Below are 25,480 nucleotides of genomic sequence, written 5' to 3' on the forward strand. Positions count from 1 at the left end.
GCCATGACCAAGATTGACACGAGCAGCCCGGAGCGTGTGCTGCCCACCCCGTCCCACACGGTCGGCCCGTTCTACGGCTACGCGCTGCCCTTCCGCGGCGGCGAGGAGATCGCGCCGCTCGGCCACCCGGACACGATCACCGTGCACGGGTACGTCCTCGACGGCGCCGGCCGGCCGCTGCCCGACGCCCTCGTGGAGCTGTGGGGTCCGCGGCCCGACGGCACGGTGGCGCAGGTCGACGGCTCCATCCGCCGGGACCCCGCCACCGGCGGGTATCTTGGCCGCAACGGCGTGGAGTTCACCGGCTGGGGCCGGATCCAGACGGACGCCGACGGCCACTGGTACGCCCGTACGCTGCGGCCCGGAGTCCGGGGGAGCAACGCGCCGTACCTCAGCGTCTGCGTCTTCGCGCGCGGCCTGCTCGTGCACCTGTACACCCGGGCATACCTGCCCGGCGACGAGGCCGCGCTGGCCGCCGACCCGCTCCTCGCGCAGGTGGGCGACCGGCGCGACACGCTGATCGCCGCCGACGAGGGCGCCGGCACCTACCGTTTCGACATCCGCCTTCAGGGCGAGGGCGAGACGGTCTTCCTGGAGTACCGGTGACAGCCGAGACCGACACCGGCCTGCTCGCCCCCGGGTGGGCCGCTTCCCCGGCCGCGGACGCCACCGGCGACGCCGCCTTCCTGCGCGCCCTGCTCGACGCCGAGGCAGCCCTGACCCGCGCCCAGGCCGCGCTGGGCCTCGCCCCCGCCGCGGCCGCCGACGCGGTGACCGCCGCAGCCGCCGACCCCGCCCGTTTCGACGTCCGCTCCCTCGCCGGGCGGGCCCGGGCCGGCGGCAACCCGGTCATCCCTCTCGTCGCCGACCTCACCGCCGCCGTGGGCGAGCGGTACGGCCCGTACGTCCACCGCGGCGCCACCAGCCAGGACATCCTGGACACCGCCGCCATGCTGGTAGCCGTCCGCACCCTGGAGCTGATCCTGGCCGACCTGGCGCGCACCGAGCGCGCGCTGGCCCGGCTGGCCGCCGAGCACCGGGACACGGCGATGCCGGGGCGCACGCTCACCCAGCACGCGGTGCCGACGACGTTCGGCCTGAAGGCGGCCGGCTGGCGCTCGCTGGTCCTGGACTCCCGCGACCGCCTCACCCGGGTACGGCGGACCCTGCCGGTCCAACTGGGCGGCGCGGCCGGGACGCTGGCGGCCTTCCAGGCGTACGGCGCCCGGGACGCGACCGCGCTGACCGAGGCGTACGCCCGTGAACTGGGCCTGGCCGCACCGCCGTTGCCCTGGCACACGCTGCGCACGCCCGTGGCCGATCTGGCCGGCGCGCTGGCCTTCACGGTGTGCGCCCTCGGCAAACCGGCCGAGGACGTGCTGACGCTGTCGCGTACGGAGATCGGCGAGGTGGCCGAGGGCAGCGGCGGCACTTCGTCCGCCATGCCGCACAAGGCCAACCCCGTGCGCGCCACGCTGCTCGCGGCCGCCGCCCGCCGCGCCCCGCAGCTCGCGGCCACGCTGTACGGGGCTCTCGCCGCCGGGGACGAGCGGCCGGCCGGGGCCTGGCACGCCGAGTGGGAACCGCTGCGCGACCTCGTCCGGCTGGCCGGCGGCGCGGCCCGGGACGCGGCCGGACTCGCCGAGGGCCTGCACGTGAACAGCACGGCGATGCGCCGCAATCTCGACCTCACCCGGGGACTGATCGTCTCCGAACGGCTGTCCGCCGCACTCGCCCCGCTGCTCGGCCGCGCCCGGGCGGTGGAACTGCTCACCGAACTCGCCCGCCGCGCCCACAGCGAGGACCGCACGCTCGCCGAACTCCTCGCAGAGCAGCAGGAGTTGAGGGGATCGCAGATGCCGGACCTGGCCGACCTCACCGATCCCACGCACTACACCGGTGTCGCCGGTGCCCTCACCGACCGTGCCCTGGAGCGACGTTGACCGCACCACTGCTCAATCACCTCGCACAAGGCCCGGCTTCGGCCGCCCCGCTGCTGCTCGGGCCGTCGCTGGGCACCTCCTACGCCCTGTGGGACGCCGTCGCGCCCGAACTGTCCGTCACGCACCGGGTGGTGCGCTGGGACCTGCCCGGGCACGGCGGCTCGGCGGCGGACCTGATCGGGCCCGGCGCGAGCGTCGGCGACCTCGCCGCGCTGGTGCTGGACCTCGCCGACGCGCTCGGCATCGACCGGTTCGGCTACGCGGGCGTCTCCCTCGGCGGCGCCGTCGGCCTGCACCTGGCCGTGCACCACCCCGACCGGCTGACCTCACTGGCGGTCCTGTGCTCCTCCGCCCGCTTCGGGGACGGCGCGGCCTGGCGGGAGCGGGCGCAAAGGGTGCGGCGCGAGGGCCTTCAGTGGCTGGTGGAGAGCGCCGACGCACGCTGGTTCACCCCCGGGTTCACCGTGCCCGTGCTGGTCCAGGACCACCGGGAGGCCGACCCGCAGGCGTACGCCGCCTGCTGCGACGCGCTCGCCGCGTTCGATCTGCGCGACCGGCTCGGCGAGATCGCCGTACCGACCCTGCTCGTGGCGGGCCGGCAGGATCCGGCGACGCCGCCCGCGCATCTGCGGGAGATCGCCGACGCGGTGCCCGGCTCGACGCTGGTGGAGTTGCCCGGGGCCTCGCACCTGGCGCCCGCGCAGTGCCCGAAGGCCGTCCTGGCCGCGCTGCGCACCCAGCTCGGCGGAGCGCCGGCGAGCGGGATGGCGGTGCGCCGCCAGGTGCTGGGCGACGCGCACGTGGACCGGGCGCAGGAGCGGCAGACCCCGTTCACCGCCCGCTTCCAGGACTTCATCTCCCGCTATGCCTGGGGTGAGATCTGGACCGACCCGACGCTGTCCCGCCGCGAGCGCAGCATGATCACCCTCACCGCGCTGGTCGCGCACGGCCACCACGACGAACTGGCCATGCACATCCGGGCGGCGCGCCGCAACGGGCTGACGCCGCAGGAGATCGGCGCGGTGCTGCTCCAGAGCGCCGTCTACTGCGGGGTGCCGGCCGCCAACTCGGCGTTCGCGACGGCCCAGCGGGTCCTCGCCGAGGCCGCCGAGGAGGAGGGCACGGACTGAGGACGCGGGGCCGAGGGTGACCCCGTACGACCCGCAGGTACGCAAGCGGCTGACTGCGGTGACGGAGCAGTTGCTCACGGCGTGAGACCGACGACTGTATGCAGTATGGCGTCGATCGCATGATGCCGACCGCATACGGCGTGCCATCAACCGTAGGGCGCCGACCGTATACGGCCTGCGGTCAACCGTATGGCGCCGACCGCGTACGGCGTGGCGTCGACCGTATGCGATATGCGGTCGACCGCCTACCGCAACCCCCGCCCCGTCTCCAGCACCTCCCTCGCCCGGGCCACCAGTCCCTCTGCTCCGCAGGACCGGGCGAGGTCCAGCCCCCGGTTGAGTTCCGCGACGGAGCGGGCGGCGATGCCGTACTCGACGCGGGCCGCCGCGTGTTCGTACTGGCAGGGTGAGGCCTCCAGGTAGGTGACGGCCTGGGCGGCGAGCTGGACCGCGCGGGCTCCGGTCTCCAGGGCGGCGGCGCAGCGCAGGGCCTCGCCGATCGCGGTGTCCGTGCCGAAGCGCTCGGCCTGGCGGCGGGCGTCCGTGGCGAGCCGGGCGGCGCGGGCGGGGTCGTGCACGGCAAGGGCCTTGGCGAGGTCGATCGACCAGGGCGCGAGGACGGGGTTGTGGCCGCCTCGGGAGACGGCGGTCTTCTCGGCGGCTTCCAGTTCGTTGATGCCGTCCTCGGTGCGGCCGATGGCGAGCAGCAGCCGGCCGCGTACGGAGCGGATGTCGGGCAGCACGATGGTGGACGGGTAGGGCGGTGCGAAGCCGTACTGGTCGGCGATGGTCCGGGCCTCCTGGACACGGCCGCGGGCCAGCAGGGTGTCGACGAGTCCGCAGGTGGCCGACCAGTACAACGGCAGCCCGCGGCCGACGCGTTCGGCGAGGACGAGCGCCTCGCGCAGGGTGGACTCGGCGTCGCGCAGCCGGCCCTGCCTGCGGTAGGCGAGGCCGAGGAAGGCGTTGGCGAGGGAGAGATGGCCGCCGCGCCAGCCGGCGGTGGTGTAGGCGCGCAGTGCCTCGGCGAACAGGCTCTCGGCCCGGTCGAGCCGGTCGGCGTAGGCGTACGCGCTGCCGAGCCTCATCAGCAGTTCGATGCCCCACTCCTGGTCGGTCCAGCCGAGACCGGGTGCCAGGCGGCCGTTGACGAGGGCGCGGTCGCACAGTTCGAGGACCTCTGCGGCGCTCTCGCCGTGGGTCATGGCGTCGAAGCCGCGCAGGATGAGCAGGGCGCGCTCGGAGTTGTCGCGGCCGGTGCAGGTGCTCGCGAGTTCGGCCAGGCGCCGGGAGCGGGCCGGGGAGACGGTCTCGCCGTGGATGCCCTCCCACATGAACTGCACGGCCTGCAGCCGCATTCTGGCGGGGCCCGGTTCGTGCCGGGCGGCCTCGGCCTCGACGGTGCGGACGGCCTCCTCGAGCTGGTCGTTGTGGAGCAGCGCCTGGGAGAGGCGGACCACGCCGTCGACCCGCCGGCCGCCCTCGAGGCCGGGCATGCCGAGCGCGTACTGGAGGTGGTCGATGGTGACGGCGGGCGCGGTCAGCAAGGTGGCGCAGCCCAGTTCGTACAGGACGTGCGCGTGGACCTCGGGGCGCGGCGGCTCCTGGAGGGCCCGCTCCAGGCAGCGGCGGGCGGCGTCGGGCGCGCCGACGGCGAGGTGGTCCCGGGCCGCCTCGCGCAGCTGGGAGACGAGTTCCTCGTCGTCGTCCGGGTGCACCTTGAGCAGGTGCCGGGCGGCCTCGGCGGCGCCGCGGCCCAGTTCGGTGATGATCTGGGCGGCGACGCCGTGCATGGCGGTGCACACGGCGGGCGGGATGGAGTTGTAGACGGCGGTGGCGATCAGCGGGTGGACGAACTCCAGCTCGCCCTCTTCGCGTTCGACGCCGGCGACGGGGGCGGGCGTGGTGAGGATGCGGGCGTTGCAGAGGAGTTCGGCGCAGTGCCGGGCGATGTCGTCGCTCATGGTGGCGAGGCGGGCGACCATGTCGACGGTGATGGAGGTGCCGAGGATGGCGGCGGCCCAGGCGAACCGGGTGGCCTCCAGGCCCAGTCCCTTGAGCCGGTCGACCAGTCCGCCGCCGCGGGCGGAGCGGTTGAGGGCGCGCAGTTCCCCGGCGCGGGCCTCGACCGGCTGCAGCTCGCTGTCCTGCACCTTGGCGAGGAGTTCGACGGTGTCGTAGGGGTTGCCGCCGGTGACGGCCCACACCTCGCGGCAGAAGGCGTCGTCGGCGTGCCGGCCGAGGGTGGCGCGGGTGAGTCCGGCGCAGGCGTCCGGGGTGAAGGCGCTGAGGTTCTTGACGGGGCTGCCCGCGGCGGCGGCCACCGCGTCGAGGTGGCGGGCGCTGTCCCCGCCGACCTCGCCGGGGCGGCGGGCGACGACGACCAGGACGGACACGTCGTCCAGCCGCTCGGCGAACGCGGCGAGCCAGCGCAGGGTCTCCTGGTCGGCCCAGTGCGCGTCGTCGATCAGCAGCACGAGGGGCCATTCGCGGCGGGCGAGCCGGCGGACCGCGGCGACGAGGCCGTCGCACACGTACTGCGGGTCGGCGCTGCCCTCCTGCGGGTCGGCTATACCAAGGGCGGGAGCGGCGATGTCGTACCAGTCGCCGAGGTACTCGCGGGCCTCCTCCGGCAGTAAGGAGAGCAGGGCGGGCTGGAGCAGCTGCCGTACCACGTTGAACGGGACGGACTTCAGGGTCTCCGCGCCGCGCGCGGACCACACGGTGCAGTTGCGGCGCTCGGCGACGCGGCGGGTCTCGGCGAGCAGCGCGGTCTTGCCCAGCCCCGCCACGCCGCGGAAGAGCAGCAGGCTGCCCGCGGACGACCGGTCGGCGCACAGGACGTCGAGTGCCTCTGCGACGGCGGTGATCTCCGCGTCCCGCTCCCACAGGGAAGCCGAGGCGGCCGTCGGGGGCCGTCCCTCCGTCATCCCGTTACCTCCCCAGGTCGCCCGAATGACGTACAGAGCACGAGCGTAGCCGTCCGGTGGAGCCCGTGGTGGGCGCTCGGGGCAGCTGTTGCCCCGCCGGGTGAAAGTGGGTGCGGCCGGGCGACGCGGACCGGGCCCGAACCGCCGGTCAGCAGCCGACGGTGCGTCAACAGTGCCGCTCGGAGCCGGTGCCGGAGAAATCGGAGCCGGTGCCGGGGAAGAAGGACGGGAGAAATCGGAAGCGAAATATTCCGGTCCGTTCCTTTCGCGGCAGATCCTCTCATCACACTTTCAGGGTCGCCTCATACGGTGGGGGCATGACGCAGGTGACTCCCCCCGGGTGGTACCCCGACCCCGGGCAGACGAACGACGGTCCGCCCACCGAGCGCTGGTGGGACGGCAAGGCCTGGACGGACCAGACCCGCCCCGCCGGGACGGCCGCCGCGTGGGGTCCCCCGACGCAGCCGCCGCCGGACACGGCCCCGCAGCCGGCACCCCCGGCGCCCTTGCCGCCGGCCGGGTACGGCGCGCAGCCGGCGGCCCCGGCTCCCGCCGGGTACGGCGCCCAGCCCAGGTACGCGGCGTATCCGCCGTATCCCCCCGAGCCGCCGGCCGGGCCCCGGCGCGGGCTGCGTACGGGCATAGCCGTCGCGGTGGCGGCGGCGGTACTGGGGAGCATCGGTGTCGGCGTCTACGCCCTGACCAAGGGCGACGGCGACGGCGGCGGCAGCGACCGCGCCTCGGGCCAGGGGCGCCGGGCGGGCAGGGCGGCGGGCAGGGCGGGCCGTCCGGCGGGTCCGGCGGCGGCTCGGGCGAGTCCGGCGGCCCGGACGGCTCCGGGGGCTCGGGAGGGCCGGGCGGCTCCGGCGGTTCCGGGGGCGGTTCGCCGTCGCCGGGGCAGTCCGACGCGCCCAAGGTGCAGGGCGGCGGCACGGTGCCGGACCCGGTCAACGGGATCAGCCTGCCGGTGCCGAAGGGCTGGACGGGGCAGGCGATCAGCGTCGGCGCGCAGGTGACCTCGGACGACTCCTACAAGTGCCCGGGCAATTCCGGCCAGACCTGCACCGCGGGCGGCGCCTACACCGCGCCGGCGGTGACCCTGGGCCTGAAGGGCACGACGGCCGAGGAGGTCGCCAAGGCGGACATCGCGGCCAACGCCAAGCAGTCCTACGGCGGCACCACCTACGGCAGCATCACCTCGCACCAGCAGCTGGCCTCCCAGGCGGTGACGGTCGCCGGGCAGAAGGGCTACATGGTGCGCTGGAAGGCGGTGACCAGCAAGGGCTCCGACGGCTACGTCGAGTCGGTCGCCTTCCCCTCCCCGAACGACGCCCGGCAGATCGTGGTGGTCCGCTTCGGTGTGGACGCCGGCCAGAACCTGTCCGTCATCGACGAGATCCTCAAGGGGATCAAGGTCTCCTCCGGCAGCGGCAGCGGCCAGGACGTCTGAGCCGCGCCCGCGCCGCGGCGGACGCCCGGGACCGGGACGTGCAGCGGCCGGGTGGGGCCCCCTCCGCTCAAGAGGAGCCCCACCCGGCCGGGGGGTGCGCGCCGCCCCCGTCCCCACGGTGCGGCGCGGGCAGGCCGCCGTTCAGTCATCCCGTGAACGGCGGCCTGGGTCTTCTACGTCAGCCCGAGCGCGGGCAGCACGATGGCCTCCACGAACCGGGCGAGATAGTCGGCGTCGGCGTACTGGCCGCTGAGCACGGGCCGCACCCGCAGGACGCCGAACATCATCGCCGGGACGTACTCCAGCGCCGGATGGCCGGCCGGGACCTCGCCCCTGGCCACGCCCCGGGCGAGCATCTGCTGCAGCGCGGCGATCTCCGGGTCCACCAGGGCCTCGCGCAGCGCCTGGGCCAGTTCCTCGTCGGCCGTCCACGCGTGTCCCAGCGCCTGGAGCAGTCTGGTGTCCTTGCCCGACCAGTCCCCCGCGGCCCGCGCGGCCTGGCGCAGGTCCTCGGCGAGGGATCCGGTGTCGATGCCGGCGAAGCGCACCCGGCGGCTGGCGCGCAGCGCCGCCGCGACGAACTGGGGCTTGGTCTTCCACTGCCGGTAGAGCGTGGACTTGCTGCACCGGGTGCTGGCGGCGACGCCCTCCATGGTGACGGACTCGTAACCGCACTCGCGGATCTGCTCCAGCACGGCGTCGAAGAACTCCCGCTCACGCTCCGGCGTGATCTTGGAGCGGCTCGAGGCGACGACGGTCTCCGGTCCGTCCGCGGCCTGCGACGTCATGCGGTGCTTCCCCTCACTCGTGTCCGACGGGTCCTCGATGTGCGGCCCCACCACTTCAGTCCGGCTCGAGCCCGGCTCAACCGGAGGCGCTCACTCTGCCTCCAGTGTGGCGCACATCAATCGATACGCCAGTGTACCGGTACTCGAGCGTATCGGTACACTGGCGTATCGGTACGGAAACGTATCGATGCGTTCCGGTCCGGTGCCGGGACCCGTTCGCACCACCACACGCACCACCGTCAGTGAAGGGGCCGGGGGATGACTGCCCGAACCGAGCCTGCAGAGGCAGAAACGGAGCCGCCGGACGCGACCGCGCGTCCGGCACTGATACGTGAGCTGCTGCTGGTCGCCGGGCTCTTCCTCGTCTACAAGCTCGGCCGGCAGCTGGCCACGCGGCACACCGCGGGCGCCGTCCACAACGCCGACCGCGTGTGGGACCTGGAGCGGGCACTGCACCTCCCCCACGAGAACGGCGTGCAGTCCGCACTGCTGCACGGCGACACCCTCGTCCGCATCGCGAACACCTACTACGCCACCGTCCACTTCCCGGCGACGCTGGCCTTCCTGGTCTGGCTCTACGTCAAGCGGCCGGCGCACTACGTCTGGGCCCGCCGGGTCCTCGCGGCCGTCACCACGGCGGCCCTGGTGCTGCCCTTCACCTTCCCGCTGGCCCCGCCCCGGATGCTGACCGGGACCGGCCTGGTGGACACCGCGAGAATCTTCGGCCCGTCCGTGTACGGCCCGCCGGCCAGCGACCATCTGTCCAACCAGTTCGCGGCGATGCCGTCGCTGCACTTCGGCTGGGCGCTGATGGTGGCGGTCGGCCTGATCGTGGCCACCCGCTCCCGGTGGCGCCCGCTGTGGCTGCTGCACCCGCTGATCACCCTGCTGGTGATCGTGGGCACGGCCAACCACTACTGGCTCGACGCGATCGTCGCGACCCTCATGCTCGGCATCGCCCTCGCCGTGATCCGCCCGCCGCGGCGCACGGCCGGCCCGGCCGGACGCGGCACGGCCCGCGACCGGCTCACCCCGGACACCCCCGTACTGGTGGGAGCGGGCCGATGAGCGCCGCCGCCCTGGTCTCCGTGGCCCTCTCCCTCGTCTCGGCCATCGCCTACGCCCTCGCCGCGGTCGCCCAGGAACGCCTCGCCTCCCGCAGCGCCGGCACCGGTGTGCTGCGGCTGCTGGGCACGGGTGCCTGGTGGTCCGCGGTCGGTCTCAACGCGGCCGCCGCGCTGCTGCACGTCGTCGCACTCAAGTACGGCCCGCTGACCCTCGTCCAGCCGCTGGGAGCGCTCACCCTCGTCGCTGCGGTGCCGCTCGGGGCGCGGGCGGCCGGGCGCCGGGTCAGCGTGGCGGAGTGGCGCGGTACGGCGCTCACGCTGCTGGGGCTCGCCGCGCTGCTCGTGACCGCCTCCGGTCCGGCGCCCGAGCGGGTGCTGTCGCTGACCGAGGCGCTGGCGGTCGCCGGTACGACCGCCGCCGCGATCGGCATGCTGTCCTGGCCCGGCGCCCGCCCGGGCCTCAGGCACGCGACGGCGTCCGGCTTCGCCTCCGGTGTCGCCTCCGCGCTCACCCAGACGGTGACCGTCGCGGCCACCGAACGCTCCGGCCCGGTGCTCGGCACCGAGGTGATCGTGGTCGCGGTCCTGGTCGCCGCGTTCGCCGTCGGCGGGCTGCTGCTGTCCCAGACCGCCTACCGCGGCGGCCTCGGCGCCCCGCTGGCCGTGGTCACCCTCGCCAACCCCGTGGCCGCCGCCGTGATCGGCCTCACCCTGCTCGGCCAGGGCCTCCAGGGCGGCCCCGCCGGCGTGCTGCTCGCGCTCACCGGCGCCGCCCTCGCCTCCCGGGGCGTGGTCCTGCTCACCCGGGGCACGCCGGTGCCGGTGCACACCGACGAGGACCACCCCGTGGCCCGGGTGCTGGCCCTGGAACCGCAGACGGCGGCCACCGAACCGGCGCTGGTGCCGCGCCGGCCGGAACAGCCGGGCCACCTCACCGCGCTCTGAACGGCACGACGGCGGCCGGAGCGCGCGTCATCCGCGCGCGCCGGCCGCCGTCGCCGTACCTCTCTCGTACGTCCTGTACTGCTTCTCTCGTACGTCCCGTACTTGTCCCGTACGTCCCGTACTTCGTCTCTCGTACGTTTCCGTACTTGTGGTGTCCCCGTGCCCGTCCTCCCCCGTCGGGGCAGGCTCAGTTCCAGCCCCGCGAGTCCTGCTTGAGGGCGGTGTCGACGGTCAGGGCCGTCGACACCACGAGGCTCAGCAGCGGCTCGGGCAGCTGGTAGTGGATCTGCAGGACGTAGTTGTCCGCGGTCGTGAAGAGTGTCTTGGCAAGGCCTTCCCAGGTCTTGGTGATCCGGGCGACCTCGTTGTCCGCGTGGTCGACGATCGCGAAGTTCCAGGCCCGCCAGTTCTCCGCCTTGATCGCGCCGACCTGCCGGCCGTCCGCGTTCATCGCGAAGCCGATCTTCCCGATCATGTTCTGCTGGACGATCTCACCGACCGGCGAACCGTCCGGGCGGGTCACGATCACCCGGGACTTGAAGAACTTCGCGGGCCGGGTCAGCACCAGCTGGGGCTGGCCGTAGGCGTCGCGGATCTCCAGTTTGTGGGTCATGAACTGGTCGAGGCTGGAGACGAAGCGCAGGATCTTCTTCAGCGCGCCCTGCCCCACCTCGGTCACCGCACCGATCTCACGGCCGTGCTGATCCATGACCTTGTACTCGTTGGTCACCTCGATCAGCTTGGCCTTCTGGTTCACGACCAGAACGGGCTCGGTGAACAGGGTGCCGCCGCCGGGACCGGCCGCCTGGACGCCGGCCTGCTGCTGCACCTGCCGCTGCACCTTGGGATCGGCGGACTGCTGCGGCGGGACGCCGTACTGCTGGCCGGGTGTCTGCTGCGCAGCGCCGAACTGCTGGGCGGGCGCCTGCTGCTGCGGGGCCTGGCCGACCGGTGCCTGCGCCGGGTTGGTGTGCTGAGTCCACTGCGTACCGTCCCAGTAGCGCAGCGTCTGGGGCGCTCCGTGCGGATCGGGGTACCAGCCTGCAGGAGTGTTGGATTGCGTGGTCATCGGGGCACACTACCCTCATCTGACCGGTACCTGACCAGTCCGCACGGAGCGGTGTTCATCGCCCGTTCACGCCGTGACGATCGCCGGGTCGCTGACGCCGGGACGGCCGTTCTCGACGTGGCCGGCGAAGCCGCGCAGGAAGGCCGGGTCGGCGTCGCAGGTCACGGTCACGTCGTACCAGCGCCTGCTCGCCGTGAGGTCGACGGTGTGCCTGACTCTCGCGCCGGGCCGTACGGTCACGGTGGCCGGGTGGCCGCCGTAGCCGCTCGCCACCTTCAGCTTCACCGTGCCGGAGCCCTTGTTGGTGAAGGTGAGTTCCAGGCCGTCACCGGCGGGCCGCGCGGTCACCTCGAGGCCGGCCGTCCCGCCCTTGCCCTTGCCCTTGAAGGCGCGCAGGAACCCGTTGGGGCCGTGCACGGTGAGGTCGTGGCTGCCGCCGGAGTAGACCGGGTTCCAGGTGTCCGAGAGGGTCTTGCCCGCCTCGGTGGTGTAGGTCCAGGGGCCGTCGGCGCGGTTGCCGGAGGTGACGAGGAAGGCCGCGCCCGCGTGCGCCCCCGAGGCGAACGTGAGCGTGAGCCTGCCGGTGGCCGCATCCACGGAACCGTCCACCACCGGGGCGTACTTCAGCGGGCGGGTGGGCCGGTGGCCGCGCTCCTGCCTGGGCAGGGACGGGTTCGCCGGGGGCTTCGGCACATAGTCGGGGTGGCGGTTGTGGTCCGGCGGCTCGTAGGCGGTCGTGGACGGCAGCGCGACCGGCTTGGTGTCCTTGTGGGAGAAGTCGAACGCGCTGGTCAGATCTCCGGTGACGACGCGGCGCCAGGGCGAGATGTTCGGCTCGTGCACCCCGAAGCGGCGCTCGATGAACCGGATGATCGAGGTGTGGTCGAGCGTCTCGGAGCAGACGTAACCGCCCTTGCTCCACGGCGAGACGACGAGCATCGGCACGCGCTGCCCGAGCCCGTAGGCACCGGCGACATGCCCGGCGTCGCCCTTGAACAGGTCGAGGGAGGCGTCCACGGTCGACTTGCCCTGTGCGGCGGAGGCCGGCGGGAACGGCGGGACGACGTGGTCGAAGAAGCCGTCGTTCTCGTCGTAGGTGATGAACAGCGCGGTCCGGCCCCACACCTCGGGGTTGGAGGTGAGCGCGTCCAGGACCTGCGAGACGTACCAGGCGCCGTAGTTGGCGGGCCAGTTGGGGTGCTCGGTGAAGGCCTCGGGGGCCACGATCCAGGACACCTGCGGCAGCGTGCCGGCCTTGACGTCGGCCTTCAGCCGGTCGAAGAAGCCCTCGCCCTTCTTGGCGTCGGTGCCGGTGCGGGCCTTGTCGTACAGCGGGTCGCCGGGCTTCGCATTGCGGTACTGGTCGAAGTAGAGGAGCGCGTTGTCGCCGTAGTTGCCGCGGTAGGCGTCCGGTATCCAGCCCCAGGAGCCGTTCGCGTCGAGGCCGTCGCCTATGTCCTGGTAGATCTTCCAGGAGACCCCGGCCTTCTCCAGGCGCTCGGGGTACGTCGTCCAGCCGTAGCCCTTCTCGTCGTTGCCGAGGACCGGGCCGCCGCCCTGGCCGTCGTTGCCGACGTAACCCGTCCACATGTAGTAGCGGTTCGGGTCGGTCGAGCCCATGAACGAGCAGTGGTAGGCGTCGCAGAGGGTGAAGGCGTCGGCGAGCGCGTAGTGGAACGGGATGTCCTCGCGGGTCAGGTGCGCCATGGTCGTGGTGCCCTTGGCCGGCACCCACTTGTCGTACTTGCCCCCGTTGAAGGCCGCGTGGGTGTCGTTCCAGCCGTGCGGCAGGTCCTGGATGAAGGCGAGGCCCAGGTCGTCGGCGTCGGGGCGGAAGGGCAGGATGTCCTTCGTGCCGTCGGACTGCTTCCAGACGGACGTGCCGTTCTGCGTGACGGAACGGGGGTCGCCGAAGCCCCGGACACCGCGCATCGAACCGAAGTAGTGGTCGAAGGAACGGTTCTCCTGCATGAGCACGACGATGTGCTCGACGTCCTGGACGGTCCCGGTGCGGTGGTGGGCGGGCAGCGCGGCCGCCCGCTGGATGCTGCTGGACAGCGCCGTGAACGCCGTTGTCGCGCCTGCGAGTTGGAGGAAGCGGCGCCGGTTGACTTCGGGCATGGGTGTTCGGATCCTCTCGTCCTGACGTACGTGATGCCGCCCATATGACGGAATCTGCGCGGAGCGAGTGTTCCAAGAGCAGCAAACGTCAGGGAAGGGTCTGATGGCGCCCGTGTGAAAGTCGTCGGTCCGCGCGGTGCCGCGCCGGCCACGGACAGCAGGAGCCGTGACCGGCGGGTGCGATCCCCAAGGAGCGGATGTGCCGGCTGTGCCGGTCAGACCGTCCGGGCCAGGCGGTCGGCGAGCAGCTTGGCGAACCGCGCCGGGTCGGCCAGGTCCCCGCCCTCCGCGAGCAGCGCGGTGCCGTAGAGCAGCTCGGCCGTCTCGGTCAGCTCCGGGTCGGCGGCACGCTGTTCGTGCGCCGCCCTCAGCCCGCTGACCAGCGGGTGCCCCGGGTTCAGCTCGAGGATCCGCTCGACCGGCGGCAACTCCTGGCCCATCGCCCTGTACATCTTCTCCAGCGTCGGCGAGATGCCGTCGGCGTCACTGACCAGGCAGGCCGGCGAGCTGGTCAGCCGGGTGGTCAGCCGTACGTCCTTCACACCGTCCAGCGTCTGCCCGAGCCAGCTCAGCAGCGGCGCGTAGGCACCGGAACTCTCCTCGGACACCTTCTCCTCGGCGGGCAGGTCGACCGCGCCGCGCGCGACGGACCGGAACTCCTTGCCGTCGTAGTCGCCGACCGCCTCGGCCCAGATCTCGTCCACCGGGTCGGTGAGCAGCAGGACCTCGTACTCCTTGGCCTTGAAGGCCTCCAGGTGCGGGGAGTTCTCGACCTGTGCGCGGCTCTCACCGGTCATGAAGTAGATCTTGTCCTGGCCGTCCTTCATCCGGGCGACATAGTCGGCGAGGGTGGTGGGCTCCTCGCCGGCGGTGGAGGCGAACGAGGCGATGTCGAGGATCGCCTTGTGGTCCTCGGCAGGATCGAGCAGGCCCTCCTTGACCGCGGTACCGAACTCCCGCCAGAAGGTGCGGTACTTGTCGGCGTCGCTCGTCATGAGGTCCTTGACGGTGGACAGGACCTTCTTCGCCAGGCGCCGCCGGATCAGCTGGATGTGCCGGTCCTGCTGGAGGATCTCGCGGGAGATGTTCAGCGACAGGTCGGCGGCGTCCACGACGCCCTTCACGAAGCGGAGGTGGGACGGCAGCAGCTCGCGGGTGTCGTCCATGATGAACACCCGCTTGACGTACAGCTGGATGCCGTGGCGGGCGTCGCGCTGGAACAGGTCGTGCGGGGCGCGCGCGGGCAGGAAGAGCAGCGCCTCGTACTCGAACGTGCCCTCCGCCCGCATCCGGATGGTCTCCAGCGGGTCGGTCCAGTCGTGGCTGATGTGCCGGTAGAACTCCCGGTACTCCTCCTCCTTGACCTCCGAACGCGGGCGCGCCCACAGCGCCTTCATCGAGTTGAGGGTGCTCTCGCCCATCCGGATGGGGAACGCGATGAAGTCCGAGTACCGCTTGACGATCTCCCGGATCTTCGCCGGGTCGGCATAGTCGTGGAGGGCGTCCTCCTCGTCCGCGGGACGCAGGTGGACGGTGACCGCCGTGCCTTCGGGCAGGTCGTCGGCGGACTCGATGGTGTAGGTGGCGCCGCCGTCCGACTCCCAGCGCACACCCGTCTCCTCGCCGGCCCTGCGGGTGAGCAGGGTGACCTTGTCGGCGACCATGAACACGGAGTAGAAGCCGACGCCGAACTGGCCGATCAGCTCGGACGATTCGGCGTTCTTCCCGTTCTCCTTCAGCCGGCTCAGTGTCTCGGCCGTACCGGAACGGGCGATGGTGCCGATCAGGGCCACCACGTCGTCGCGGGACATGCCGATGCCGTTGTCGCGCACGGTCAGGGTGCGGGCCTCGCCGTCGGCCTCGATCGCGATGTGCAGGTCGTCGGCCTTGAGCCGGTCGTCCGTGAGGCCCGCGAGACGCCGCTTGTCCAGGGCGTCGGAGGCGTTGGAGATGAGTTCCCGCAGGAAGATGTCCTTGTTCGAGTAGATCGAGTGGACCATCAGCTGAAGGAGCTGGCGCGCTTCGGCCTGGAACTCCAGCGTCTCGGTGCTCATTGCGTCCTTTCTCCTCAATCCGATACGGCGCGCCTCTCGTCACCCGATGACGCGCGCTGCCGTTCGTCCTGTCGTCCTGTCCCTCCGGTGAATCCCGTGGGTCAGTCCTCGATCCAGCCGTGCCGCTTGGCGAACAGGACGAGCTGCCTGCGTGCGGCGAGAATCTGCTGCCCCGTCAGATCGGGGACACCGGCCAGCAGCAGTTCGGTCACCTCACGGGTGTACTCGGCCGGGCCGAGCACGTCGCACAGCGGTTCCTGACCGTCCGCGGCGGCCGGGACACCCGAAGCCGGGACACCCGTGACGGGCTCGGCCGCACGGGCCGGCGGATCTCCCGCGTCCTTCGCGAACCGGACGGCGGAGGCCTTCAGCCCGCGCCCGCCGTTCTCGACCTCGAACTCCACCGCCAGGCCCGACCGCACGGACGCCTCGGGAATCAGCAGGTCGTTCACATGCAGGAAGACGTCCTCGCCACCCTGCTCCGGAGCGATGAAGCCGTACCCACGCATCCCATCGAACCGGATCACCCGACCGACAGCCATCCACAACCCCCACACTCAACGCCACACAGCCTCTGTACTGCCGTTAAGCGTACGCGACTTGCGCGATCCGGGGGGTGTTTCCGCGAGGCGGAAGGAGCGTTGCGGCCCTTCGGCGCGCTCCTCGACGATGCCAGCACCTCGACAGACGGGAGCCGGCTCCATGCCTCATACAACCGCCTTCGCAAGGAATCAGTGGTACGTCGCCGCCCACAGCCAGGAGGTGGGGCGCGAGCTGCTCGGCCGGACGGTCCTCGGCGAGCCGCTCGCGCTGTACCGCGCCGAGGAGGACGGCACGCCCGTCGCCCTGCACGACCGGTGCGTCCACCGCCGCTATCCGCTCTCCGAGAGCGGCCTGGACGGCGACCGGATCGTGTGCGGCTACCACGGCTTCACCTACGACCGGACCGGCACCTGTGTGTATGTGCCGGGCCAGAAACGCGTCCCGCGCACCGCGCGCGTCGCCTCCTACCCGGTGGTGGAACAGGACTCCCTGGTGTGGGTGTGGATCGGCGACGCGGCCCTGGCCGACCCGGACACCGTCCCGCGGGCCCGGCATCTCGACTCCCCCGGCTGGGTCACCGTCCGGGGCATGGAGCCGATCGACGCCGACTACGGCCTGCTCGTCGACAACCTCCTCGACCTCTCCCACGAGACCTACCTGCACGGCGGCTACATCGGCACCCCGGAGGTCGCCGAGACGCCCATCACCACCGAGGTGGACGAGGGCGCGGGCATCGTCCGGGTCGGCCGGCACATGGACGACGCCGAGTGCCCGCCGTTCTACGCCCGCTCCACCGGCATCACGGGCCGCATCGCCCGGTGGCAGGACATCGAGTACCACGCGCCCTGCCTGTATCTGCTGCACAGCCGTATCGCGCCCTCGGGGGTCGTGCCCGAGCCGGACGGCAGCGACCCGCACGGCTTCCACACCGAGATCACCTACGCCATCACCCCGTCCTCGGACGGCAGGGTGTACGACTTCTGGGCGGTCTCCCGGGACTGGGCCACGGACGACGCCGAGGTCACCGAGTTCCTGCGCGCCAACAACCACACCGTGGTGATGCAGGACGTCGACGCCCTCAACCTGCTCCAGCGCACCCTGGGCGGCGAGCGCACCGGCTACCAGGAACTGAGCATCAACATCGACACCGGCGGCCTGGCCGCCCGCCGCATCCTGGCCCGCCTCGCCGAGGAGGGCGACAAGCCGGTGGAGCGGGTCCGGTGAGCACCCCCGCCGGCGAGGTCTACCGCATCGACTGGCTGCCCGGCACCGACGTGCTGCACGGCACCTGCCACTGCGGGGCCGAGCACACCGCGCAGGATCCGGTGCGCATGTGGGCGTGGATGCTGGCGCACCCCGAGGGGCACGACGCCCAGGAGGACACCCCGTGACGGAGACCGAACTCGTCGTGGCCGAGAGGCGGTTCGCGGCCGAGGGAGTGCTGTCGCTGACCCTGCGCCACCCGCTGGGGCAGCAGCTGCCCGGCTGGGAGCCCGGCGCCCATGTGGACCTGCTCCTCGGGCCGGGGCTGCAGCGGCAGTACTCACTGTGCTCGGACCCGGCGGACCGCTCCGCATGGCGGATCGCGGTGCGGCGGGAACCAGAGGGCAGGGGCGGATCGGCGTACGTGCACGAGGAGCTGGCCGAGGGCGGCAAGGTGCGGGTACTCGGACCGCGCAACCACTTCCGGCTGGAGGCCGCCGACCGCTACCGGTTCGTCGCGGGCGGCATCGGCATCACACCCCTGCTGCCGATGCTCGCCGCCGCCGGTGCGGCGGGCACCGAGTGGACGCTGCTGTACGGCGGCCGGTCCCGCGCCTCCATGGCCTTCACCGGCGAACTGGCACGCTACGGCGACCGGGTCACCCTCGCCCCGCAGGACGAGACGGGCCTGCTCGACCTGGGCCCGGTCCTGGACGACGTCCCCGACGGCACCCTGGTGTACTGCTGCGGTCCCGGGCCGCTGCTGGACGCGGTGGAGGAGCGCTGCCCGGCCGGGCTGCTGCGCACCGAGCGCTTCCAGCCGAAGCCTCAACAGGCCGCCATGGAAGCCGAGTTCGAGGTGGTGCTCGCACGCAGCGGCCGTACCCTCACGGTGGCTCCAAAGGTGTCGGTGCTGGACGCGGTGCGTGCCGCCGGCGTCGAGGTGCTGTACTCCTGCACCGAGGGCACGTGCGGGACCTGTGAGACGGACGTGCTCCAGGGCACCCCGGACCACCGGGACTCGGTCCTGTCCGAGGAGGAGCGGGCAGCGGGCGACACGATGATGATCTGCGTGTCCCGGTGCCGGGGCGCCCGGATCGTGCTGGACCTGTGACCCGCCTGGCCGGGGCTCAGGACGTCAGGTACGCCTCCACCTCGCTGAACTGCCCTGCGGGCCAGCCGGTGTTGGCGCTGACGGTCAGGCGCAGGTCGCGCAGGTCGGTCCCGCTCGGCAGGGACACGGTCGCGGTGTTGCCGGTGGCCGGGTCGAAGCGGTAGTCCCGGGAGCCGACGACGGTGGAGTAGTTCGAGCCGTCGGTGCTGCCGAGGACGGTGATGGTCTGGGTGCGGGCTCCCCAGGCCGAGGACGGCGGCAGCTTCAGCACCAGCCGGCGCACGGCGTAGGAGGAGCCGAGGTCGACCGTCCAGGACTGCGGGAAGGCGTTGTTGGTGGACTCCCAGTAGGAATTCGCGTCACCGTCGACCGCCTTGCCGGGCGTGTAGACGTCCTGGGAGCCGGTCGCACTGGCCGGGCGGCCCTTGGCGAGGTTGCGGTTCGGGTCGGGGTCGGGGTCGCCCTGGCCGGGCTGCGGCCAGGTGGAGCAGTCCGGCCAGGTGCTGCTCCAGCCGGAGTTGCCGCCGCCGTCGGTGAGCGTGAAGGAGCCGGAGTTAACCGGGTAGGGGCAGTTGTAGACACCGGCGGCCCCGACCTGGGTGGCGGTGACGTTCCTGAAGGTGGCCGCGCCCTGCGCCTCGGCCTGGACGACGACCGTACCGGTGTTCCGCACACTCGCGCCGGTCACGCTGACGTTGCCCACCGCGTACCCGTGCCCGCCGCCGGAGACGAACTCGAAGGCGCTGTAGGGGCTGTCGGTGATCGTGGTGTTGGTGATGTCGACGGTGGCGTTGACGGCGCTGTCGTAGGAGTCGACCCTGAGCGCGCCCATCGGATGGTTCCAGTTGGGGTTCATCGCGCCGGTGCGCACCAGGGTGTTGCCGTCGACCGTGATGGTGCCGGACAGCGGGAAGAACGGGTCGAGGAACTTCTGGTTGGAGATCGCGATACCGCTGCCGAGGGCGTTGGTGTCGGAGATCAGGTTGTTCTTCACGGAGAGGTTGGTGCCGCCGTAGATCGCGATGCCGTTGGCGAGGTTGGGCTGCGAGATCGTGTTGTTCTCGAAGCTGGAGTCCGTGTCCGGGGAGTACAGCGACCACATGGCGAGGGCGTCGTCGCCCTGGTTGCGCAGGAAGTTGTTGCGCACGACGACGCCCTTGGCGGTGCCATTGAGGTTGATGCCGTCGGCGGTGGTGTCGAGGATGCGATTGTCCTCCACCACCAGGTTGTCGTCGTCGTCCATCAGCCACATGCCGCACTTCATGTGCTGGATCCACATGCCGGAGACCGACGAGTTCGGGCCGAGGGAACCGTTGACGAAGTTGTCGGGGCTGGAGTCGACGCGCTCGGTGACCTCGCCCATGACCGCGAAGTCCTTGATGTGCACGTTTCCGGCAGAGCTGGACTGGTCGATGAACCGGGAGGTGTGCACCACCGAGTACCAGCTGCCGGCGCCCTGGAGCGTCACATTCTGTACGCCGCTCAGCGACGACGTGATGCGGTAGTCGCCGGGCGGGATCCACACGGTGCCGCCCTGGGCCGCGGCGATGGCGTCCCGGAAGGCCTGCGTGGAGTCACCGCCGCCGGTGGGGTCGGCACCCTTGGAGACGACGGAGACCGAGCCGGCGGGCTGCGCGGCCGCGGCGGCGACCTGCTCGAAGTCGGCGACGTCGACCGTGACCTGCGTGCCGGCCGCCTCGAACGCGACCGTGTCGCCGGGCTGGACGTCCTGGCCGAGCAGCATCCGGGCATCGTCGAAGAAGTGGTGCGTCTTGGCGCCGGGGATCGAGCCGGTGTCGATGTAGGAGTACTTGGAGGTCACCGGGAGGGTCTTGGCGAGCCTGGTGCCGTTGACGTAGACGTCGAGCGCACCGGACTGACCGTCCGGGACACTGTAGGCAAGATTCACCGCATCGGATGCACGCGGCACGGTGAACTCCACCCGCTGCCCGGCCGACAACCGGACGGCCTGCCGCCCGGAGGCCTCCGAGGCGAGCGAGCCCTGCGTGTAGTCGGGGCCGATCTTCGTGCCGGTGGTGCTCGCCGACTCGGCCTCGACGGAGGTGAAGGGCAGACTGGCACCCGGAGCCGCGTGCGCGGCGGGGGCCACGGCGGTGAGCATGCCGGCCACGAGAGCGACGACCGCCCCGACGGACGGCATACGCCTGACATATCTGAAAGTGCTGGTGTGCATGTGCTGATCCCTTCATGGTGGGGGTGCGGGAGACAGCGCGCAGACGGTACGGCTCAGGCACACAGCCAGACCGCCGTGTCCTGCGGCAGCCGGCCCGCGTCGTCCAGCGGGCCACTGCCGAGCAGGAGCCGGGAGTGCGCGGGGAGGACGGCGGGCGTGGACGCGAGGTTCACCACGCACATCACCCCCTCGGCACGGGCGAAGGCGAGCACGCCGTCGGGGGCGGGCAGCCAGGCCAGAGGGCCGTCACCGAAGACGGGGCGGATGGCGATGGCCTCACGGTAGAGGGAAAGCATCGAGCGGGGGTCACGCTGCTGACGGTCGACCGCATACGATGTCCAGTCGACCGGCTGCGGCAGCCAGGGCTCCTGTGTACTGAATCCTGCATACGGCATACCGTCGGCCCACGGCAGCGGCACCCGGCAGCCGTCCCGCCCGGGGGCGGCGCCACCCGATCGGAAGTACATCGGATCCTGTATGCGGTCGACCGGGATCTCGGCCTCCGGCAGCCCCAGTTCCTCCCCCTGGTACAGGTACACCGAGCCGGGCAGCGCCAGCGACAGCAGAGCGGCGGCGCGGGCCCGCCGGGTGCCGAGGGCCAGGTCGGTCGGGGTACCGAAGGCCTTGGCGGCGAAGTCGAAGGCGGTGTCCGCGCGGCCGTAGCGGGTGACCGTGCGGGTGACGTCGTGATTGCTCAGCACCCAGGTGGCCGGGGCGCCGACGGGGGCGTGTTCGGCGAGGGTGGTGTCGATGGCGGTGCGCAGCCGGGCCGAGTCCCAGGCGCAGGACAGGAAGGAGAAGTTGAAGGCGGTGTGGAGTTCGCCGGGGCGCAGGTAGCGGGCGAAGCGCTCGGCGTCGGGGAGCCAGACCTCGCCGACGAACACACCGTCGTAGGCGTCGGCGACGGTGCGCCAGGAGCGGTAGATTGCGTGCAGTTCGTCCCGGTCGACGAAGGGGTGCCGCTCGGGGCGGGAGGCCAGGTCGGGCAGGTCCGGGTCCTTGGCGAGCAGGGCGGCCGAGTCGATGCGGACGCCGGCGACGCCCCGCTCGAACCAGAAGCGCAGGATGTCCTCGTGCTCCTGGCGCACCGCCGGGTGGGCCCAGTTGAGGTCCGGCTGCTCGGGGGTGAACAGGTGCAGGTACCAGTCGCCGTCCGGGAGCCGGGTCCACACCGGCTCGGTGGAGCCGGCGAACTGCGACGGCCAGTCGTTGGGCGGGAGTTCACCGTGTGGGCCGCGCCCGGGACGGAAGTGGAACAGGGCGCGCTCCGGACTGCCGGGGCCGGCGGCGAGCGCGGCCCGGAACCAGGGATGCCGGTCGGAGACGTGGTTGGGCACGATGTCGACGATGGTCCGGATGCCCAGCTCACGTGCCTCGGCGATGAGCTTCTCCGCCTCGGCGAGGGTGCCGAAGGCCGGGTCGATGGCACGGTAGTCGGCGACGTCGTAGCCCCCGTCCTTCATCGGTGACAGGTACCAGGGGCTGAACCACAGGGCGTCCACGCCGAGTTCTGCGAGGTACGGCAGCCGTGCGCGGACGCCCGCGAGGTCGCCGGTGCCGTCGCCGTCGCCGTCCGCGAAGCTGCGGACGTAGACCTGGTAGATGACGGCGGTGCGCCACCAGTCGCGGTCCTTGCGGGCAGGGGTGGGCTGTCCCACGGGGGCTTCCCTTTCTCTAGGCGGTGCGGCGACGTCAGCCCTTGGTGCTGCCCGCGCTGATCCCGGCGATGATGTGCCGCTGGAAGACGAGGAACAGCGCCACCATCGGAATACTGGCGATCACCATCGCGGCGATGAGCACGGTGAGCTGGATGTTCTGCGACAGTTGCACCAGGGCCACGCTGACCGGCTGTTTGCCGGTGTCGGAGAAGACCATCAGCGGCCACAGGAAGTCCTGCCAGACGGCGACCAGCGCGAAGATCGACACCACGCCGAGCACGGGCCGGGACATGGGCAGGACGACCGACCACAGGATGCGCAGCCGGCCTGCGCCGTCGATCTCGGCGGCCTCCAGGACGTCGCGCGGCAGCTGGTCGAAGAACCGTTTGAGCAGGTAGAGGTTGAAGGCGTTGGCGACGGCCGGCAGCCAGACGGCGAGGGGGTTGTTGAGCAGGCTGGTGTGCAGGAAGGGCAGGTCGGCGACGGTCAGGTACTTGGGTACGACCAGGGCCTGCGCCGGCACCATGAGGGTGGCGAGGATGCCGCCGAGGATCACCTTGCCGAAGGCCGGTTTCAGCTTGGACAGGGCGTAGGCGGCGGCCGTGCAGAACACCAGCTGGAACGCCCAGGCGCCGGCCGCCTGCACCACGGTGTTCCACAGGTGCTGCGGGAGCTGCATCAGGTCCCAGGCGTCGGCGTAGGCGCCGGGGTGCCAGTGGTGCGGGACGAACGTGGGCGGAGTCCGGGCCACTTCGTCCGGGGACTTCATCGCGCCGGTCACCATCCAGTAGACCGGGAACAGGAAGGCGAGCGCGAAGAGGACCACTACGGCCGTGAACACGGTCCAGTAGATCGCCTTGCCGCGTGGGCGGGCGAGGGCGGCCGGGGAGATCAGGGTGCGGGTGCTCATGCGGTGTCCCCCTCGGCGCGGGTGAGCCGCAGGTATACGGCGGAGAAGGCGCCCAGCAGGACCAGGAGCATGACGCTGAGGGCGCAGGCGCCCCCGAAGTCGTCGTAGAGGAAGGCGTATTTGTAGATGAGGTAGAGCACGGTCACCGTGGCGTTCTCCGGGCCGCCGCCGGTGATGACGAACGGTTCGGTGAACACCTGCATGGTGGCGATGATCTGAAGGAGCATCAGCATCAGGATCACGAACCGGGTCTGCGGGACGGTGACGTGCCGGATCCGCTGGAGCAGGCTCGCGCCGTCGAGTTCGGCGGCCTCGTACAGCTCCCCCGGGATGGACTGCAGGGCGGCGAGGTAGATCAGGACGGTGCCGCCCATGTTGGCCCAGGTGGCCACGATCACCAGGGAGACGAGCGCGGTGCCGGTGCCGTTGGACCAGTTCGAGGTCGGCAGGTGCAGGAAGCGCAGCGTCTCGTTGGCGAGGCCGGCTCCGGGGTCGTAGAACCACTTCCACAGCAGGGCGCTGACCACCGGCGGGATCATCACCGGCAGGTAGACCACGACCCGGAAGAAGGCCCTGGCGTGCCGCAGTTCGTTGACGACGAGGGCGAGGAGGAAGGGGATCGCGAAGCCGATGAGCAGGGCGAGCAGGGTGAAGGTGAGGGTGTTGCGCCAGGCCGCGGTGAACTCGGGGTCGTGCCAGACGCGGGTGAAGTTGGCGGTGCCGACCCACTCGGGTCTCGAGCCGGGTGTGTACTTCTGGAAGGCGATGACGACCGCGCGGATCGCCGGGTACCAGGAGAACAGGGCGAAGCAGATCAGGCCGCCGAGGAGGAAGGCGTAGGCGCGGGCCTGGTCGATCAGGCGGCGCCGCCTGAAGTCCCCGGCCGCAGGCGGTGCCGGGACCGGGTGGGCGGCGGTGTGCGCCGTGGGCCGCCGCTCGGCCGTCTTCGTCATGGCGGTCAGCTCCGGGCCAGGATGCTGTCGATCTTGCCGGAGGCGTCCTGCAGGAGCTGGTCGATGCCGGCGTCCTTCTCGGTGAGGACGGCGGAGACGGCGGAGTCGAGGACGGAGTAGATCTGCTGGGCGTGCGGCGGCTCGATCTTCATCTCGAGGTGCTGGCCGGCGTCGAGGAAGGCCTGGTAGTTCTCCACCGGGACATTGGCGGCGGCCTTCTTGGCCCGCTGGTCCTTGGCGTCGGCGGCGCCCGTGAACAGGCGCGGCTCGGGCAGGCCGACGGGGGCGCCCTGCCGCTTGGCGCGGGCGTAGTCGCCGAGGAAGCCCGATCCGGGGGTGAGGAACATGTGGTCCAGCCACTTCAGGCCGGCCCGGATCTGGGCGGGTGTGTCGTGCTTGTTGAACATGTAGCCGTCGCCGCCGATCAGCGTGCCCCTGCCGCCGGGCATGGGGCCGATGGCGATGTCGTCGTAGTTCGCGCCCTTCTCCTTGACCAGGATCGGGATGTTGTCGGGGGCGGCGAGGTACATGCCGAGTCTGCCCGAACCCATCATCTGCTGCACGTCGTTGATGACGAGGAGCTGCTTGCTGCCCATGGAGTTGTCGGTCCACCGCATGTCGTGCAGGTTCTGCAGGACGGCACGGCCCTCGGGAGTGTCGATGGTGGCCTTCTTGCCGTCGGCGCCGACGACGTCGCCGCCTTGTGAGTACAGCTCGGCGGTGAAGTGCCAGCCGCCCTGGTTCTGCGCGCTGTAGTCGGCGTATCCGACGGTGCCGTTCCCGAGGGCGGCGATCTTCTTGGCGTCGGCGCGGACCTCGTCCCAGGTGGTGGGCGGCCGGTCGGGGTCGAGACCGGCCTTCTGGAAGAGCTTGCGGTTGTAGATCAACCCCATGCTGTATCCGGTACGCGGTATACCGTAGACCTTTCCGTCGACGGTGTAGATGTCCCGCAGCTGCTTCTGGATGGTGCCGTAGGACTTCAACTCCTTGAGGTACGGAGTGAGATCGGCCGCCTGGTTGATGTCCACGACGTGCCGGGCGTCGGTGAAGTACGTGTAGAAGACGTCTTCCATCTGGCCGCCGGCGAGCTTGGCGTCGAAGGTCTTCGGGTCCTGGCAGGGGAAGGCGTCGTGCGCGGCGACGTCGATGTCCGGGTTCTGCTTCTCGAAGGAGGCGAGGTCCTCCTCGAAGAAACCGCGGTCGACCTTGGCGCTCCTGGGCGGCTCGCAGTTGACGGTGATGCGTGTCTTGCCGCTCGCCGAGCCGTCGCCGCCCGGGCCGCAGGCGGTGGCGGCGAGGGCGAGCGAGGAACAGACGCCGATCGCGGCGAAGGTACGGCGGAACCCGGTGCTTGTCATCGGTGGACCCCCTGATGGCACTCATGGCAGGAGCGGTGGGCGTCGCACAC

Annotated in this window: 19 protein-coding genes and 1 pseudogene; 9 read left to right on the top strand and 11 right to left on the bottom strand. The window is 71.6% G+C overall.

From position 1 onward, the window contains the following. Positions 1-3 precede the first annotated feature (3 nt). The 3 genes from pcaG to pcaDC are packed head-to-tail and all read left to right on the top strand — an operon-like array spanning position 4 to position 3,073. Complete coding sequence (gene pcaG, locus A6P39_RS09020) at positions 4-606, top strand: protocatechuate 3,4-dioxygenase subunit alpha (RefSeq protein ID WP_067053918.1); 603 nt, start codon at positions 4-6, stop codon at positions 604-606. After that, positions 603-1,943: a 3-carboxy-cis,cis-muconate cycloisomerase gene (pcaB, locus tag A6P39_RS09025; RefSeq protein WP_067053925.1), complete on the top strand. Its 1,341-nt coding sequence runs from the start codon at positions 603-605 to the stop codon at positions 1,941-1,943. Before pcaG ends, pcaB begins: the two co-directional genes overlap by 4 nt. Beyond that, positions 1,940-3,073, top strand: a complete 1,134-nt coding sequence (gene pcaDC, locus A6P39_RS09030; RefSeq protein WP_067053927.1) for a bifunctional 3-oxoadipate enol-lactonase/4-carboxymuconolactone decarboxylase PcaDC — start codon at positions 1,940-1,942, stop codon at positions 3,071-3,073. Before pcaB ends, pcaDC begins: the two co-directional genes overlap by 4 nt. A gap of 245 nt (positions 3,074-3,318) precedes the next feature. Here the strand turns inward: pcaDC and A6P39_RS09035 are convergent, their stop codons facing one another. Continuing rightward, on the bottom strand, positions 3,319-6,003 hold the full coding sequence (locus tag A6P39_RS09035; protein ID WP_275883834.1) for an ATP-binding protein: 2,685 nt from the start codon (positions 6,001-6,003) through the stop codon (positions 3,319-3,321). Between the two features lie 317 nt (positions 6,004-6,320). Between A6P39_RS09035 and A6P39_RS09040 the strand changes: the two are divergent. Further along, a pseudogene (locus tag A6P39_RS09040) lies at positions 6,321-7,453 on the top strand (DUF2510 domain-containing protein). A gap of 173 nt (positions 7,454-7,626) precedes the next feature. Here the strand turns inward: A6P39_RS09040 and A6P39_RS09045 are convergent. Next, positions 7,627-8,241 (bottom strand): TetR/AcrR family transcriptional regulator, encoded by a 615-nt coding sequence (locus A6P39_RS09045; RefSeq protein WP_067054034.1) that lies wholly within the window; start codon positions 8,239-8,241, stop codon positions 7,627-7,629. Positions 8,242-8,499: 258 nt separating this feature from the next. Here A6P39_RS09045 and A6P39_RS09050 point away from each other — a divergent pair, with 258 nt between their 5' ends. Beyond that, complete coding sequence (locus tag A6P39_RS09050; RefSeq protein WP_067053933.1) at positions 8,500-9,309, top strand: phosphatase PAP2 family protein; 810 nt, start codon at positions 8,500-8,502, stop codon at positions 9,307-9,309. Continuing rightward, the gene (locus A6P39_RS09055; RefSeq protein WP_067053935.1) at positions 9,306-10,253 is read left to right on the top strand and encodes a hypothetical protein; all 948 of its coding nucleotides are present in this window, start codon (positions 9,306-9,308) and stop codon (positions 10,251-10,253) included. The genes A6P39_RS09050 and A6P39_RS09055 overlap by 4 nt, the downstream gene beginning before the upstream one ends. A 187-nt stretch (positions 10,254-10,440) precedes the next feature. Here A6P39_RS09055 and A6P39_RS09060 read toward each other — a convergent pair whose 3' ends face one another. The 4 genes from A6P39_RS09060 to A6P39_RS09075 form a co-directional block, all read right to left on the bottom strand. Continuing rightward, positions 10,441-11,322 (bottom strand): phospholipid scramblase-related protein, encoded by an 882-nt coding sequence (locus A6P39_RS09060; protein ID WP_067053936.1) that lies wholly within the window; start codon positions 11,320-11,322, stop codon positions 10,441-10,443. Between the two features lie 66 nt (positions 11,323-11,388). Then, a complete protein-coding gene (locus A6P39_RS09065) occupies positions 11,389-13,443 on the bottom strand; it encodes a phosphocholine-specific phospholipase C (protein WP_067053938.1) in 2,055 nt (684 codons plus the stop codon). A gap of 215 nt (positions 13,444-13,658) precedes the next feature. After that, complete coding sequence (gene htpG, locus A6P39_RS09070) at positions 13,659-15,497, bottom strand: molecular chaperone HtpG (RefSeq protein ID WP_067053940.1); 1,839 nt, start codon at positions 15,495-15,497, stop codon at positions 13,659-13,661. Between the two features lie 101 nt (positions 15,498-15,598). Next, positions 15,599-16,039 (bottom strand): cold-shock protein, encoded by a 441-nt coding sequence (locus A6P39_RS09075; RefSeq protein ID WP_067053942.1) that lies wholly within the window; start codon positions 16,037-16,039, stop codon positions 15,599-15,601. 160 nt (positions 16,040-16,199) lie between these two features. Between A6P39_RS09075 and A6P39_RS09080 the strand changes: the two genes are divergently transcribed. From A6P39_RS09080 to A6P39_RS09090, 3 genes are read left to right on the top strand one after another with little or no spacing between them, the layout of a single operon-like run. Continuing rightward, on the top strand, positions 16,200-17,264 hold the full coding sequence (locus A6P39_RS09080; protein WP_067053944.1) for an aromatic ring-hydroxylating dioxygenase subunit alpha: 1,065 nt from the start codon (positions 16,200-16,202) through the stop codon (positions 17,262-17,264). Beyond that, positions 17,261-17,431, top strand: a complete 171-nt coding sequence (locus A6P39_RS09085) for a hypothetical protein (protein WP_199840985.1) — start codon at positions 17,261-17,263, stop codon at positions 17,429-17,431. Before A6P39_RS09080 ends, A6P39_RS09085 begins: the two co-directional genes overlap by 4 nt. Then, positions 17,428-18,357: a PDR/VanB family oxidoreductase gene (locus A6P39_RS09090; RefSeq protein WP_067053945.1), complete on the top strand. Its 930-nt coding sequence runs from the start codon at positions 17,428-17,430 to the stop codon at positions 18,355-18,357. Before A6P39_RS09085 ends, A6P39_RS09090 begins: the two co-directional genes overlap by 4 nt. Positions 18,358-18,373: 16 nt before the next feature. Here the strand turns inward: A6P39_RS09090 and A6P39_RS09095 are convergent, their stop codons facing one another. The 5 genes from A6P39_RS09095 to A6P39_RS09115 are packed head-to-tail and all read right to left on the bottom strand — an operon-like array spanning position 18,374 to position 25,430. Continuing rightward, a complete protein-coding gene (locus tag A6P39_RS09095; protein WP_067053947.1) occupies positions 18,374-20,551 on the bottom strand; it encodes a discoidin domain-containing protein in 2,178 nt (725 codons plus the stop codon). A gap of 53 nt (positions 20,552-20,604) precedes the next feature. Beyond that, positions 20,605-22,209: a glycoside hydrolase family 13 protein gene (locus tag A6P39_RS09100; RefSeq protein WP_067053949.1), complete on the bottom strand. Its 1,605-nt coding sequence runs from the start codon at positions 22,207-22,209 to the stop codon at positions 20,605-20,607. Positions 22,210-22,243: 34 nt separating this feature from the next. Next, positions 22,244-23,119 carry a carbohydrate ABC transporter permease gene (locus A6P39_RS09105; RefSeq protein WP_067053951.1) on the bottom strand — a complete coding sequence of 292 codons (876 nt, stop codon included), beginning with the start codon at positions 23,117-23,119 and terminating at the stop codon, positions 22,244-22,246. Further along, complete coding sequence (locus A6P39_RS09110; RefSeq protein WP_067053953.1) at positions 23,116-24,072, bottom strand: carbohydrate ABC transporter permease; 957 nt, start codon at positions 24,070-24,072, stop codon at positions 23,116-23,118. Before A6P39_RS09110 ends, A6P39_RS09105 begins: the two co-directional genes overlap by 4 nt. 5 nt (positions 24,073-24,077) lie before the next feature. Beyond that, positions 24,078-25,430, bottom strand: a complete 1,353-nt coding sequence (locus A6P39_RS09115) for an ABC transporter substrate-binding protein (protein ID WP_067053954.1) — start codon at positions 25,428-25,430, stop codon at positions 24,078-24,080. Positions 25,431-25,480: the final 50 nt, after the last annotated feature.

Origin of the sequence: Streptomyces sp. FXJ1.172 (assembly GCF_001636945.3) — a bacterium.
In the GTDB taxonomy this organism is placed as follows: Bacteria; Actinomycetota; Actinomycetes; order Streptomycetales; family Streptomycetaceae; genus Streptomyces.

What these genes read in the sequence shown, in the direction of transcription:
- pcaG (WP_067053918.1), top strand. Translation starts at nt 4, where the DNA reads ATGACCAAGATTGACACGAGCAGCCCGGAGCGTGTGCTGCCCACCCCG.
- A6P39_RS09035 (WP_275883834.1), bottom strand. Translation starts at nt 6,003, where the DNA reads ATGACGGAGGGACGGCCCCCGACGGCCGCCTCGGCTTCCCTGTGGGAG.
- A6P39_RS09045 (WP_067054034.1), bottom strand. Translation starts at nt 8,241, where the DNA reads ATGACGTCGCAGGCCGCGGACGGACCGGAGACCGTCGTCGCCTCGAGC.
- A6P39_RS09050 (WP_067053933.1), top strand. Translation starts at nt 8,500, where the DNA reads ATGACTGCCCGAACCGAGCCTGCAGAGGCAGAAACGGAGCCGCCGGAC.
- A6P39_RS09055 (WP_067053935.1), top strand. Translation starts at nt 9,306, where the DNA reads ATGAGCGCCGCCGCCCTGGTCTCCGTGGCCCTCTCCCTCGTCTCGGCC.
- A6P39_RS09060 (WP_067053936.1), bottom strand. Translation starts at nt 11,322, where the DNA reads ATGACCACGCAATCCAACACTCCTGCAGGCTGGTACCCCGATCCGCAC.
- A6P39_RS09065 (WP_067053938.1), bottom strand. Translation starts at nt 13,443, where the DNA reads ATGCCCGAAGTCAACCGGCGCCGCTTCCTCCAACTCGCAGGCGCGACA.
- htpG (WP_067053940.1), bottom strand. Translation starts at nt 15,497, where the DNA reads ATGAGCACCGAGACGCTGGAGTTCCAGGCCGAAGCGCGCCAGCTCCTT.
- A6P39_RS09075 (WP_067053942.1), bottom strand. Translation starts at nt 16,039, where the DNA reads ATGGCTGTCGGTCGGGTGATCCGGTTCGATGGGATGCGTGGGTACGGC.
- A6P39_RS09080 (WP_067053944.1), top strand. Translation starts at nt 16,200, where the DNA reads ATGCCTCATACAACCGCCTTCGCAAGGAATCAGTGGTACGTCGCCGCC.
- A6P39_RS09095 (WP_067053947.1), bottom strand. Translation starts at nt 20,551, where the DNA reads ATGCACACCAGCACTTTCAGATATGTCAGGCGTATGCCGTCCGTCGGG.
- A6P39_RS09105 (WP_067053951.1), bottom strand. Translation starts at nt 23,119, where the DNA reads ATGAGCACCCGCACCCTGATCTCCCCGGCCGCCCTCGCCCGCCCACGC.
- A6P39_RS09110 (WP_067053953.1), bottom strand. Translation starts at nt 24,072, where the DNA reads ATGACGAAGACGGCCGAGCGGCGGCCCACGGCGCACACCGCCGCCCAC.
- A6P39_RS09115 (WP_067053954.1), bottom strand. Translation starts at nt 25,430, where the DNA reads ATGACAAGCACCGGGTTCCGCCGTACCTTCGCCGCGATCGGCGTCTGT.